This is a genomic window from uncultured Marivirga sp. (assembly GCF_963974845.1).
GTDB lineage: Bacteria > Bacteroidota > Bacteroidia > Cytophagales > Cyclobacteriaceae > Marivirga > Marivirga harenae.
The window spans coordinates 149,014-161,584 of the sequence record NZ_CAXBEQ010000002.1 but is presented as its reverse complement, the minus strand read 5'-3'; the positions used below and the strand labels follow the sequence as shown (position 1 = coordinate 161,584).

Below are 12,571 nucleotides of genomic sequence, written 5' to 3'. Positions count from 1 at the left end.
GGAAATGATATGCTAAATAAAATATTATCAATATCACTCCAAAACAGGCTGCTGGTTTTATTGGGTGCAGTTGTGCTAAGTGTGGCAGGCCTTTACATGGCACGAACGATGAATGTGGATGTCTTCCCTGATCTAACAGCACCAACAGTCACCATTTTGACTGAGGCACATGGTTTGGAGTCAGAAGAAGTAGAGAAACTGGTAACTTATCAGTTAGAAACTGCCATGAATGGCTCCCCTAACGTAAGAAGGATCCGTTCATCCTCAGCCGCAGGTATTTCTATTGTTTGGGTAGAATTTGACTGGGGAACCGATATTTATCGCGCCCGGCAAATTGTGAGCGAACGGATACCAATGGTACGTGAAAATCTGCCCAGTGGAATAGGGGCACCGACTATGGCACCTATTTCATCCATTATGGGAGAGATTATGCTATTGGGCGTAACCTCAGATAGCTTGTCGCCCATGGAATTGCGAACACTTTCGGACTGGACGATCAGGCCGAGGTTGAAAGCCATTGGAGGCATTGCCAATGTAATCGTTATCGGAGGCGATTATAAACAATACCAGGTTTTTGCCCATCCGGAAAAGCTTAAATACTATGATGTAAGTCTCAGTGAGTTGGTGGAAAAAGTGAAAGAAGCTAATGTGAATGCTCCGGGAGGTTTTTTCAATCAGCATGGCAACCAATACATTATAAAAGGTAGTGGACGGGCCTACGCTGTTGAGGAATTGGAAGAGGCCGTGGTAAAACAGGTTAATGGGCACAGCATTAAGATTAAAGATGTGGCCTCTGTCCAAATTGGTGCGGCCGATAAAATCGGTGACGGTTCATTGAATGCTTCTCCTGCCGTGATCCTGACCATATCCAAACAACCGGATGTGAACACACTGGATTTGACCGGGCGATTAGATCAGGCTATTGCTGAATTAGGACAGACTCTGCCGGAAGGTGTTGAGATCAAAAGCCAGATTTTCCGGCAATCTGATTTTATAGAGGCTTCCATTAGCAATCTGAATCAAACATTGTTGGAAGGTGCGTTCTTTGTTGTGATTGTGTTGTTTATTTTCCTGATGAACTGGAGAACCACATTGATTTCTTTGCTGGCTATCCCTATTTCCTTATTGGTTTCAATCATTGTTCTCAAGCTGCTGGGGTATACCATTAATACCATGAGCCTGGGCGGAATGGCCATTGCCATTGGTGCGCTGGTGGATGATGCCATTATTGACGTGGAAAATGTGTACAAGAGATTACGAGAGAATGTGAGGAAGCCAAAAGAAGAACGCCAGCCTGTTCTGACGGTAGTAAAAGATGCTTCCATAGAAATCAGGAGTTCTATTATTATCGCTACGCTGATTATTATTGTATCGTTTGTACCCTTATTCTTTTTGAGTGGTATGGAAGGCCGATTATTACAACCTCTGGGTATAGCATTTGTCACTTCCGTGCTCACCTCTTTGGTAGTAGCCGTTACGGTAACACCTGTATTATGCTCCTATTTATTGAAAGGTGAAAAGTTATTGAGTAAAAGTGCAGAAGGCACCAAAGTGGAACGCTGGCTGCAAAAACGTTATGATCGCGTACTTGGTGGAGCCATGCGTTATCCTAAAACGATTATTGGTGTTACTGTTGTGGCCTTCCTGCTAAGTATTGGCCTTTTTACCCAATTAGGAAGAAGCTTTTTACCTGAGTTTAATGAAGGCTCACTTGTCATCAGTGTGGTAGGCCCACCCGGCATGTCGCTGGAAGAAAGCAATAAGGTGGGCAAGCTAGTTGAACAACAGCTGCTAGAAATGCATGAAGTTGATGTGGTGACCCGCAGGACGGGACGTGCAGAGCTGGACGAACATGCCCAGGGAGTAAATGCTGCTGAAATTGATGTACCGTTTACTCTTAGCGACAAAACCAAGGAAGAGTTTTTTGAAGAGGTACGTACAAAACTTAGCATTGTGCCCGGTGTAAACATCACCCTGGGTCAGCCTATCGCTCACCGGATTGATCATATGCTCTCTGGAACACGTGCCAATATTGCCATCAAAATATTTGGCCCCGATCTGCAACGCTTGTATGAAGTGGGCAAAAGCGTGGAGCAAGCTATCAAACCCATTACGGGCCTGGCTGATGTGGCTGTTGCCCAGCAGATTGAAGTGCCTCAGATTCGTATCAAACCGAAGCGTCAGATGCTTTCTGCCTTTGGTATGACGGTTGGTGATTTTATGGAACAGGTGGATATTGCTTTTGCTGGAGAGGAAGCGGGTGAAATTTATGAAGGGCAGAAGTATTTTGATCTGGTGGTGCGCTATCAGGATGATTTCAGGAATAAGATAGAGCGCATCAAAACAGCCCTTGTAAGCCTTCCTAATGGTGGTCAAACAAGTATAGAACAACTGGCAACTGTGTCCTCTGGAAGCAGCCCGAATACCATCAGCAGAGAAGATGTACAGCGAAAGATCGTAGTTGCGGCCAATGTGCAAGGGCGCGATTTGCGGAGTGCGGTCAATGAGATACAGCAAACCATAAGCAATAGCATTGATATACCAGAAGGTTATCGGGTGGAGTATGGTGGGCAATTTGAAAGTGAAGCCAAAGCCTCACAATTATTGTTGCTTACCGCTATCATAGCCATTCTTATCATATTTTTGTTACTTTACTTTGAGTTTAAAGATATGAAGCTGGCTTTTGTAGTGCTGATTAATCTACCGTTGGCCTTGATTGGAGGTATTCTTATTGTCTATTTCACTTCCGGCATTATCAGCATTGCGGCAACCATTGGCTTTATTTGCTTGTTTGGAATTGCTACTCGAAATGGTATTTTGCTTGTTTCCAGGTACGAAGACTTGCGCAGGGAAGGCAAACAAGGCCTTGCGTTGATCAAAGAAGGTGCTTTAGACAGGCTAAATCCTATTTTGATGACGGCCTTTACAACAGGGCTTGCTTTAATCCCATTAGCCCTAAAAGGCGGTGAGCCAGGCAGTGAAATTCAGAGTCCAATGGCCGTGGTAATCCTTGGTGGATTGCTATCAGCTACCATTTTGAATCTGGTGGTGATACCTTGTGTTTATCAGTTGGTTACGGGTCGAAATAAATAAAGTGTAAATTTAAGTCAGGCCAAAGAATTGCTTTGGCCTGAATTTTTTCTAAAACCACCTGCCCACATTTTTCTCATAAGCAAAATAATCTTCTCCAAAAACACGCTCCAGTACCTTTTCTTCCAACCCAACGCGGACAAATACAATTAAGACTCCAAATAATAGCACAATGCCGGAATAGATGCTGGGAATGCAAAGAAAAAAGCCAATCAGTGTGATTAGTTGCCCCAGATGAAGTGGATTTCTAGATTTAGCATAAATGCCGGTTGAGAGTAGTAACCAGCCTTTTGTTTCACTTGTTCTATTCAATCTTTGTTGATTTTTAGCTGAGAAAACGATCAGGAAGGCTAGTGACATGAGCCCAATGGCTGCCCAGCTCAACCAATGGCTTTTCAATGCCTCGAATGGCACAATGTATTGATGATAAACCTCCGGGTATAATGAGAAAACTGTCACTAGCACTATTACCAATAACCATATCAGGTTATTCAATAAGGTCACTGTTGTAAGTTTAGGTGGCTTTTCCTTCTTTTTGGGAGCGTACATTAAAAATGTAAGTAAAAAGTAAAGAAGGAAAAATACCGGCAGAAATATTCTTAAATGTATCATGGTTTTTCATTTTTAGGTTTAGTAAATAGTAAAGTGGCGATTCCGCCCAAAGCTGCAATCAGGGAAGCTATTAAGATACTGATCTTGGACACTTTGACCAACTCAGCATCTGCAAAGGCAAGGTTGGTAATAAACAAAGACATGGTAAATCCGATACCAGCAATCATGCCCATACCAATAATATGCCTCCAACTTAAAGAGCGGTGCAATTCTGCTATACCCAGCCTTTCTCCAATAAAGGCAAAGAGACTGATCCCCAACACTTTCCCAACTGCTAGACCTAATAATATACCCAAGCCAAGAGAACCTGATACTACCTCCAAAAAACTGACATCCAGTTTTACCCCGGCATTGGCAATGGCAAAGATCGGGATAATGAAAAAGGCATTAAAATCAATCAGGGCGTTCTCCAGTTTAAGCAGAGGCGGTCTTGAGTTTTGAGTATCCTTTTTCATGGCTTTAAGGATTTCTCTTTGACGAATATCCTGCATGGGGTCTCGTGTATCAATATCTGCTTTCTCCAATTCAGCCACATTCCTGACGGTACGTTCCTTCATTAATTTACTATCGAGTTTAGGTTTTACAGGAATGGTAATGGCAAAAAGCACTCCGGCTATAGTAGGGTGAACGCCAGAATTCAGAAAGCAATACCATAAAGCTACTCCTCCCAATATGTACCAGAAGAGGTTTTTCACTCCAAAACGGTTACATAGCATTAAGAGGATGAATATACCTGTCCCAGCAACCAAGTATAACCAAGTGATCTCGTTGCTATAAAACAATGCTATCACGAGTATGGCTCCTAAATCATCAGCAATTGCCAGAGCCACCAAAAAGATTTTAAGCTGAGCAGGTACCCGTTTACCCAACAGGCCAATGATGCCCAAGGAATACGCAATATCGGTGGCCATCGGAATGCCCCATCCGTTGATATTTTCAGTACCGGAATTAAAACTTACAAAAATCAGTGCTGGCACAACCATTCCACCCAGGGCTCCCAAAAGCGGCATAGAAGCTTTCTTAAAGGACGATAATTCACCTACCAAAATTTCCCGCTTCAGCTCCATCCCGGCCACCAGAAAGAATATAGCCATCAGGCCATCATTGATCCACTCTTCAATGGTCAAACCAAAAGTAAAATGCTCGGATAGCTCAAAGAGAAATTCATCTTTAAGATAGTGATGATAAGCATCCGCCCATTGAGAATTACCCAACACCAAAGCTAAAATTGTAGCTACTATCAGAAGTAAGCCTCCTGAAGTTTCTCTATCCAGAAACTTTCGGGCTGTTTGCTGAATATAAACTATTGTTGACTGATTATTTTTTAGTGACTTATCCATTCCTTTGCTTCTTCCTTTTCTTCCAACTCAAAATACTTTATTTCCGCGTTGGTAAACTGTTTCATAAATTGCGTGATCCAATTCTGCCATTTCTTTTCACCTACCATGGCTATCTTTTCATAGTTTTCAGCATGGGATAAATCCATCTTAATATCTTCCCATAACCCCTTTATATTCCATCCTGAGAAATTCTCCATTTCAAAGTACCACCGTACTTTTTGCCCACGGTTCACAATGTTATGAATCAAGGGATGTATTTTCTGGATATCCTTTTCAGTCAGGTTATCCTCGACCCTGGTGGCTATTATGTTGTTTTTGGTGAATTCCAGTATCTGTAGCATAGTGGTCTATAGTTAAGTTATAAATTTCTTTTTTTCATTTCAGCTTTCGCGATTGCCCGGTCAATGGCTTCTGCCTTTGTGCATTTTTCATGGACGTAGAATTCTTCGGCATATTTTATAACCAGCATCCTGACATCCTTATCCAGTGCGTTGAGACGGTGCTTATAGTCTTTGAATAAATGCTCTTCCATAGATTAAAAAAGTTTTAAGACGAAAAACGCCATGATCAACAAATAGGTGACATAAGCTGCATCAAATACGAATATTTGCCATTTGCTAAATCCATGAAGCTGCTTGCTCTGATGGACAAAAACTGAATAAAGCAATGGCATCAATCCTACAAAAGCCAGGTTGACCCAATACAATTGAAAATCCTCCAATGGCGTGGTTACCAAGGCCAAAGGGAAAAATGCAACTGTCATGGTTATGGCATTGTCGGCTATCACGCTGGTGGTTCCTGCGGTAACCTCTCCACCTTTTACCACACTCCAGGTCTTAAATACTTCAGGGGCAGTGGTCATAATGCCGGTGATGAACAGTCCTCCGACAATCTCTGATATACCCAAAACCGAAACGATGTTCTCAGTGGCTTTCACAATGAAAAATGCCCCGGCCGCTATGGCAAATACCCCGGCAATGGAAAGCCATATTTTCTTTTGTGTCCATTCTACTTTTTCTCCTTCTTTTCTTCCTTTGATAATAGCATGGATTAAAAAGGCACCATAAGCCCCGAGCATGATCCAACCGTCAATCGGTTGCAAGCCCCGCCAGGCTTTCGGTAAGGTTAACAAAGCCACCAGTGCGATTATACCCAAATAGGGCAATGACAAAACGGACACAGACCGCTTGTTGAGTACCAGCATATTTGCATCAAGATGCTCCTGATGTTTCGGGTTGTTTTTGAATTGTTTGCGTGAAGCAAAATAGGCTATCGTAACCATGAGGGGAATGGAGATGATATTAGAACCCAGTAAGTTTCCTAAGCCTATATTTGATACACCCCGGGCAGCACTGGTGATGTTAACTGCTACTTCGGGGCTTGCCGTTACAATCGCCAAAAAGCAGCTCCTGCCGAAGCGGTGAGTCCCCATTGTTTCCGCAACATTTTGAGCGGTGTAAGCAATTGGTCAGCTCCCCAATGTGCAGCCCATGCGGCTATTACTAAAACTCCTACCCATAACCATGCATTCATATCTTCTATTTTTATCGGTCAATTATTTATTTAGCTATTTTCAATATCCTTACAGCCCCTCGCATTACGAAGGTGAAAACAATTGCCCCAATGGCCAAATCGGGCCATTTGCTATCAAGAAAATAAACTAACACACCGGCCAGGATCACTCCGCCATTTACAATAATGTCATTGGAAGTGAATATGGCACTAGCCTGCATGTGAGCTTCATCACTTTTAGCTTTATTGATCAGCCAGAGCGAAACCAGATTGCCGATGAGGGCCAGTACTGATATGATAATCATCCATTGAAACAGAGGTGTTTCGCTTTCTCTGAAAAACCTGCGCAATACTTCTGAAAATCCTAATAGCGCCAGTACCATTTGAAAATAACCACTGATTTTGGCTACTTTTTTCTTGCGAGACATAGCTGCACCTACAGCAAATAAGCTCAGGCCGTAGACGATGGAATCCGCCAGCATATCCAGAGAGTCGGCTATCAAACCCATAGAGCGGGATATCCATCCGGTAGTCATCTCTACAACAAAGAAGCCGAAATTGATACCCAGTACCCACCAAAGTATTTTCCGCTGTTCGGAGTCGTCAGCAGCCAACGGCAACTCAGCTTCATCTTCCGTACTTTCTAACCGGTCATTGAGTTTAAGTTCAGTAATGGCCTGATGGATCTTGTCCACTTCGTCTGTGTGATATACTTCCAGTCTGCGATTGGGTATATCAAATGAAAGTTGCTTTACCTCATTATAAGGCTCCAGCTTCATGCGGATCATTTGCTCCTCTGAGGGGCAGTCCATTTTTGTTATTATGAATGTGCTTTTCTTCATGTATTTTTTTTGTTTACCTGTTAGTTTAATTGGCCAAAAAAAGTTGGCAATAGGCAAATAGCAGTTGACAATACCGTCATTTATTTCTTGGTTTATATTTTTCAGGGTTTTCAATCATATGGTTGAGCATTCGGCCTACCTCTTCTGATTTAACAACAAGTTCATTTCGCTTTCCTTCCGATATATATTGGCAGGCTAAAGCAAAATCAAGAGAAATCTGAGTTTCAGAGTTTTCCATATCTGCATCACTCATTTTACTTGAGAAGTGCTTTGGATATTGCCGTTTTCTATATCCTTCGCCAATAGCCCGACATACTGATCGTGAAGATCTTCTTAATTGATCAGTCAGCGCATACTTCTCTTCGCATGGAAATTTCTTAGTAAGCTCAAACACCCCCATCGCCAGCGAAAATGCTTTCTTGAAAACAGTCAAATCACGAAAACTACCTGCCATAAGTACCTGCCTTTACTTTCTTTGTCTTGATCTCTTTCATATTGTTAGTTGTTCTGTTTCTTTCCATCATTTTAAGTTGGTAACAGGCAGTTGACGAGTTGGCAAAAGTTGTCCTCACTTCGCCAAATATCCCTTGCCAACTGCCAACTTCTCCCTTTGCCAACTTTAACCAACTCTACTTCTTATAAGCCAATAATCTCAAAGCGTTAAACACCACTACCAGGGTTGAACCTTCATGAATGAGCACTGCAATACCAATATTTGCAAACCCAAAAACGGTGGCCGGTATCAGTAAAGCCACTATTCCTAAGCTCATCCATAGGTTTTGCCTAATTATGCCTTTGGCCTTTCTACTTAAACCAATAGCAAAAGGCAAGGTTTCCAGCTTGTCGGCCATCAGGGCAATGTCGGCTGTTTCCAGGGCTACATCACTGCCAGCGGCTCCCATGGCAATGCCTACGGTGCTGTTGGCCATGGCCGGGGCGTCATTTACGCCATCACCCACCATGGCTACTTTAGATTCTTTTTCTTTGAGCTTTTTAATTGCTTCAACCTTTTCTTCCGGCAACAAACTACCCCAGGCATCCGTAAGGCCAATCTCTTTGGCCACTGCATCGGCTACTTTCTGGTTATCGCCCGTAAGCATGATCATACGCTTAATTCCGATTTTTTTGAGTTGCTCTAGGGTATTTTTAGCTTCCTTTCTGGGTGTATCCATCAGGGCAATGATGCCAATGTATTCGTCATTTTGACGGATCAGCATGGTAGTATTGCCATCTGACTCAAGTGACTTCACTTTTTCTTCTGTTTCCTTTTCTGGCTTATTATCATCCAGGGATTCAAACAGGTCCAGATTGCCGATGTACACTTTGTCATCACCCAAGGAGGCTTTGATCCCTTTCCCAAGCACAGCTTCCAGGTCTTTCGCATCAGGCACATCAGCCCCATCCAATCGCTCTTTCCCATCCCGAACTACAGCTTTGGCCAGAGGATGGTCACTGAGGTTTTCTACGGCTACTGCTATTTTCAACAGCTCGTCCTCGTTTACATCGCCTAAAGCAATTACTTCGGTGAGCTTGGGCTTACCTTCTGTTAGTGTTCCGGTTTTGTCAAAAGCCAGGGCGGTGAGTACACCCAGGTCTTCCAGCGGACGACCACCTTTGATCAGCACCCCGCTTTTGGCGGCCCTGGCTACTCCGCTTAGCACTGCACTTGGTGTGGCTATTGCCAAAGCACAAGGGCTGGCTGCCACCAATACGGCCATTGCACGGTAGAAGCTTTGGCTAAAACTTTCATCAATGACCAGAAAAGCAAAATTGAGCAACACAACCAGTACCAATACAGAAGGCACAAAATATTTCTCAAATTTGTCAGTAAGCCGCTGTGTAGGTGATTTCTGGGTCTGGGCTTCATTCACCAGTTTCACCAGGCGGGAGAGCGTAGAGTCCTTTGCTACTTTAATCACTTTGATTTCCAGCGTATTGTTGCCATTTATGGTACCCGAAAATGCACGGTTCTCATCTTTGATGTCTTTTTCCTCTGACCAGTCTTTTTCGGGATTATCCACTGGTTCTTTATCTACCGGCACACTTTCCCCGGTGATAGGCGCCTGATTCACGCTACTTTGTCCACTAATTACCACCCCATCAGCAGAAATCTTACTGTTGGGCTTCACCACAATGATGTCACCAATGCTCAATTCCTCAATACCGACTTCTTCGGTCTTACCATTTCTCTTGAGCAATGCCGTTTTAGGAGCGAGTTCTGCCAAAGCAGCAATGGATTTACGGGCTTTGTTCATGGCGTAGTGTTCCAGTGCATGGCCCATGCTGAACAGGAATAACAATAAGGCGCCTTCCGCCCATTCGCCAAGAATAGCCGCTCCAATGGCAGCCACGAGCATCAGGAAATCAATTTCAAAGCCTCCTTTGGCAACTGTTTGAATGGCTTCTTTGGCTGTAAAATAGCCGCCAAAGAAATAAGCTCCGATATAAAGTGAAAGACTTACCCAGGAAGGCACAGCTTCGATATAAGTAAGCCCAAAGCCAATACCTAATAATGCTCCGCAGATAATGGAAAAGATCAACTCTGTATTTTTACCGAAAATACCGCCATGCGAATGATCATGATCTTCACCTTCCTCATGGTCATGTTCCTTATTACCTTCCTTTTGATCTTCGCCTTTTCCATTTTCTTTTACTTGCTCAAGAAAACGTTCGGCATTCACCTGCGTATCGGGCATATCAAGCCCATCTTTTCTTAGGGCTTTCAGGATTTCGGCTTCATCTGTTTTGGCGGTATCATACTCTACTCGCACCATGCCTGATGCCGATACAGAGACTTCCATAATACCCGCTATACCTCGGAGACCACGCTCAATGTTACGAGCATGGCGTGTATGACGAATACCATCTACTTCTATGAGTTTATGTCCAAATTTCCGTGTGATTTCTGCCCCGGTTTGCTCGGCCAGCGACTGAATGCGGTCTATGGAGATTAACTCCGGGTCGTAGTGAAAACAGAGCTGGGGTACGCCATTGTCTGTTTCGTCTGCTATATGCACTTTTTCCAATCCCTGTTTGTTTTTAAGACGCTCGATGAGTTTTTCTACACATTGGTCCTTCTCATCGGGGACTTCTGGCAGGAGGAGTGGTATTTTTATTTGTAGTTTTTTCACTATTCTATTTTTTTAATTCTATTTTACATCATGCTCTCTTGAAGTTATGTTAATTACTAATGCATAGGAATTGCATTTTTCAATTCGCACAATCAGCACAATTTCCTTTTACCATCAGGTTTACTTCGCTCTTGCTAAATTTTTCAGGTAGCTCAAAGCCGGGTATCCTGAACTTTGGAAGACAGTAGGTCTTTCCACATTTGTCACAATGAAAATGAATATGGGCATCATCATGCTCACCTACATCACAGGCATCTGAACAAAGTGCATATTTAGGCACGCCTGTTCCATCATCAATGCTGTGTACCAATCCGTTATCCTCAAACGCTTTTAGCGTCCTGTAGATGGTAGTTCTGTCTGATTTCACAAAATTCTTGTATAGATCAGTAAGACTTACTGCTATCTCACGATCCAGCAGGTATTCCAGCACCAACAAGCGCATGGCCGTGGGTTTTATTTTGTGTGATTTCAAGTTTTGTTCTAAATCTTTGATCATAGTCCTATTTTTTAAGAGAAGCACATGTCTTTATTCTATACGCATCGTCTATTTCAGATACGTAAATAATGCCATCTCCCGGTTCTGGCGTTTTGGCTTTTCCGCATATCAATTGTACTGCTTTATCCATTTCTTCATTTTGGCAAACAAGCTCCAGTTTTACTATCGGGCTATCGGTAAAATGAAAGTCTAGTGAAGGTGATGCATCGGGATCTTTATGTGCTCCCGTACCTTCTCCTTTGGATAGCGTTACACTTTCAAAGCCTGCATCGCGCAGGGAGTCAACAACTATTTGTACTTTTTTTGGCTTTATAAATGCTTTTACTTCTTTCATAATTTTTTATTTATAATTTAATCCAAGTCTTAGTTTCTAATGGATGTCCTTTTATGGAACTGATACGCAAAATGTAAGTTCCTGTAGGATAACTAGAAACATTAATATTAATATTTTCATTTGACGAACTCATTTGAATGAATTGTCCCATTTCATTATATACCTTTACCTCATACTCATTTAAACCTTGAGTTACTTTCTCGATTGTTAAATATTGGCCAACCGGATTAGGATAGACTTTAAACATTTCTTTGGCAAGGGTTTGTTCTTTTGCACTTAATACTAGATTACGATCTAATGCACACTCAGCCAAAGTAGCTATTGCTAGCTTAGTGCATTTTTCATAAAATTGAAGATTAAACTGCCCCAGCGAATCTGCGGGAGAGTGATAAAAGGGGTTAAAGTCATTACTATACTCTTCATTAATTCCGATAGCGGTAAATCCATTACTCCAAAAAGCCGCATGATCGGTTGCTCCTATTCCAGGATTTACAAAATTCAAGTTCAAGCCGACAGAATAGCGTGAATTTACTTCTGATGCTTTTTCAGCTAGTTGAATAGAACCTGCAATCGGTCTTGTATGGAGGTCGGCCACAAAATCCTCATTTCCATCCCACCCCAGCATATCTAAATTTATGTAGCCAATAATTGAATCACCATTAGCAGCAGCCAAAGATGTGTAAGCCTTACTACCGATTAACCCCTGTTCTTCTTCATCCCAAAAAGCGAAGACGATAGTGAAGGGGAAATCGTATCTTGAAAATATTCTAGCCGCTTCTATTACAGCCGCAGCTCCACTTGCATTATCATCAGCGCCAGGTGCAATATTTATGGCGGGACGATTATCATAATGAGCACCAATTATTAGTTTTCTATCCGGAAAAACTGTTCCCGTTTTAATTCCAAATAAATTTTTACCATTTGTACTGAACTGCTGTGAGTCTATTTCATGACCATAAGAAAACAATTTTTGTTTGATAAATTGAAATGCTTTTTCATTGCCATCTTGATCGATATGTCGAGAATATATAGTGTCTGCCACGCCATTTATAAAAACTTTTTCCTCTCCTGACAACTGTTTAACGAAAAAAGTCAAAGAATCTAATTCGACCTTTTCCACTATACTTTGAACAGTGGAATTTTGTGTCCATCCAGTTAGTGCATTAAGATTTAACAAAGCTATAAGTAGAAATATAAATTTCAATTTCATATAC

General features: G+C 42.3%; 14 protein-coding genes. 1 reads left to right on the top strand and 13 read right to left on the bottom strand.

Annotated features, from left to right (window positions below; genetic code table 11):
- Window positions 1–9 precede the first annotated feature (9 nt).
- Window positions 10–3,093: an efflux RND transporter permease subunit gene (locus tag AAC601_RS05175; protein WP_340152668.1), complete on the top strand. Its 3,084-nt coding sequence runs from the start codon at window positions 10–12 to the stop codon at window positions 3,091–3,093.
- A 48-nt stretch (window positions 3,094–3,141) separates the two neighbouring features.
- On the opposite strand, the gene AAC601_RS05170 is transcribed toward AAC601_RS05175, so the two are convergent.
- The 13 genes from AAC601_RS05170 to AAC601_RS05110 form a co-directional block, all read right to left on the bottom strand.
- Window positions 3,142–3,702 carry a methyltransferase gene (locus AAC601_RS05170; protein ID WP_340152667.1) on the bottom strand — a complete coding sequence of 187 codons (561 nt, stop codon included), beginning with the start codon at window positions 3,700–3,702 and terminating at the stop codon, window positions 3,142–3,144.
- Complete coding sequence (gene nhaA, locus AAC601_RS05165) at window positions 3,699–5,042, bottom strand: Na+/H+ antiporter NhaA (RefSeq protein ID WP_340152666.1); 1,344 nt, start codon at window positions 5,040–5,042, stop codon at window positions 3,699–3,701. Before nhaA ends, AAC601_RS05170 begins: the two co-directional genes overlap by 4 nt.
- Window positions 5,027–5,383 (bottom strand): STAS/SEC14 domain-containing protein, encoded by a 357-nt coding sequence (locus AAC601_RS05160; protein ID WP_340152665.1) that lies wholly within the window; start codon window positions 5,381–5,383, stop codon window positions 5,027–5,029. Before AAC601_RS05160 ends, nhaA begins: the two co-directional genes overlap by 16 nt.
- Before the next feature lie 17 nt (window positions 5,384–5,400).
- Entirely contained in the window at window positions 5,401–5,574 is a 174-nt protein-coding gene (locus tag AAC601_RS05155; protein WP_340152664.1) for a hypothetical protein, read from the bottom strand.
- 3 nt (window positions 5,575–5,577) lie between these two features.
- Window positions 5,578–6,474: a sodium:calcium exchanger gene (locus AAC601_RS05150; protein WP_340152663.1), complete on the bottom strand. Its 897-nt coding sequence runs from the start codon at window positions 6,472–6,474 to the stop codon at window positions 5,578–5,580.
- Window positions 6,429–6,575: a sodium:calcium exchanger gene (locus tag AAC601_RS05145; protein WP_221405900.1), complete on the bottom strand. Its 147-nt coding sequence runs from the start codon at window positions 6,573–6,575 to the stop codon at window positions 6,429–6,431. The genes AAC601_RS05150 and AAC601_RS05145 overlap by 46 nt, the downstream gene beginning before the upstream one ends.
- A 26-nt stretch (window positions 6,576–6,601) precedes the next feature.
- A complete protein-coding gene (locus AAC601_RS05140; RefSeq protein ID WP_340152948.1) occupies window positions 6,602–7,396 on the bottom strand; it encodes a cation diffusion facilitator family transporter in 795 nt (264 codons plus the stop codon).
- Window positions 7,397–7,472: 76 nt separating this feature from the next.
- Window positions 7,473–7,850 carry a four helix bundle protein gene (locus AAC601_RS05135; protein ID WP_219956393.1) on the bottom strand — a complete coding sequence of 126 codons (378 nt, stop codon included), beginning with the start codon at window positions 7,848–7,850 and terminating at the stop codon, window positions 7,473–7,475.
- Window positions 7,840–8,013, bottom strand: a complete 174-nt coding sequence (locus AAC601_RS05130) for a hypothetical protein (RefSeq protein WP_340152662.1) — start codon at window positions 8,011–8,013, stop codon at window positions 7,840–7,842. Before AAC601_RS05130 ends, AAC601_RS05135 begins: the two co-directional genes overlap by 11 nt.
- Window positions 8,014–8,025: 12 nt before the next feature.
- On the bottom strand, window positions 8,026–10,527 hold the full coding sequence (locus AAC601_RS05125) for a heavy metal translocating P-type ATPase (protein WP_340152661.1): 2,502 nt from the start codon (window positions 10,525–10,527) through the stop codon (window positions 8,026–8,028).
- Window positions 10,528–10,606: 79 nt separating this feature from the next.
- Window positions 10,607–11,023 (bottom strand): transcriptional repressor, encoded by a 417-nt coding sequence (locus AAC601_RS05120; RefSeq protein WP_340152660.1) that lies wholly within the window; start codon window positions 11,021–11,023, stop codon window positions 10,607–10,609.
- Between the two features lie 4 nt (window positions 11,024–11,027).
- The gene (locus AAC601_RS05115) at window positions 11,028–11,357 is read right to left on the bottom strand and encodes a P-II family nitrogen regulator (protein ID WP_340152659.1); all 330 of its coding nucleotides are present in this window, start codon (window positions 11,355–11,357) and stop codon (window positions 11,028–11,030) included.
- 10 nt (window positions 11,358–11,367) lie between these two features.
- A complete protein-coding gene (locus tag AAC601_RS05110; protein WP_340152658.1) occupies window positions 11,368–12,567 on the bottom strand; it encodes a M20/M25/M40 family metallo-hydrolase in 1,200 nt (399 codons plus the stop codon).
- Window positions 12,568–12,571: the final 4 nt, after the last annotated feature.

Coding starts and splice junctions, on each gene's coding strand:
- AAC601_RS05115 (WP_340152659.1), bottom strand. CDS start 11,357: ATGAAAGAAGTAAAAGCATTTATAAAGCCAAAAAAAGTACAAATAGTT.
- AAC601_RS05145 (WP_221405900.1), bottom strand. CDS start 6,575: ATGAATGCATGGTTATGGGTAGGAGTTTTAGTAATAGCCGCATGGGCT.
- nhaA (WP_340152666.1), bottom strand. CDS start 5,042: ATGGATAAGTCACTAAAAAATAATCAGTCAACAATAGTTTATATTCAG.
- AAC601_RS05170 (WP_340152667.1), bottom strand. CDS start 3,702: ATGATACATTTAAGAATATTTCTGCCGGTATTTTTCCTTCTTTACTTT.
- AAC601_RS05160 (WP_340152665.1), bottom strand. CDS start 5,383: ATGCTACAGATACTGGAATTCACCAAAAACAACATAATAGCCACCAGG.
- AAC601_RS05120 (WP_340152660.1), bottom strand. CDS start 11,023: ATGATCAAAGATTTAGAACAAAACTTGAAATCACACAAAATAAAACCC.
- AAC601_RS05140 (WP_340152948.1), bottom strand. CDS start 7,396: ATGAAGAAAAGCACATTCATAATAACAAAAATGGACTGCCCCTCAGAG.
- AAC601_RS05175 (WP_340152668.1), top strand. CDS start 10: ATGCTAAATAAAATATTATCAATATCACTCCAAAACAGGCTGCTGGTT.
- AAC601_RS05135 (WP_219956393.1), bottom strand. CDS start 7,850: ATGGCAGGTAGTTTTCGTGATTTGACTGTTTTCAAGAAAGCATTTTCG.
- AAC601_RS05155 (WP_340152664.1), bottom strand. CDS start 5,574: ATGGAAGAGCATTTATTCAAAGACTATAAGCACCGTCTCAACGCACTG.
- AAC601_RS05150 (WP_340152663.1), bottom strand. CDS start 6,474: ATGGGGACTCACCGCTTCGGCAGGAGCTGCTTTTTGGCGATTGTAACG.
- AAC601_RS05110 (WP_340152658.1), bottom strand. CDS start 12,567: ATGAAATTGAAATTTATATTTCTACTTATAGCTTTGTTAAATCTTAAT.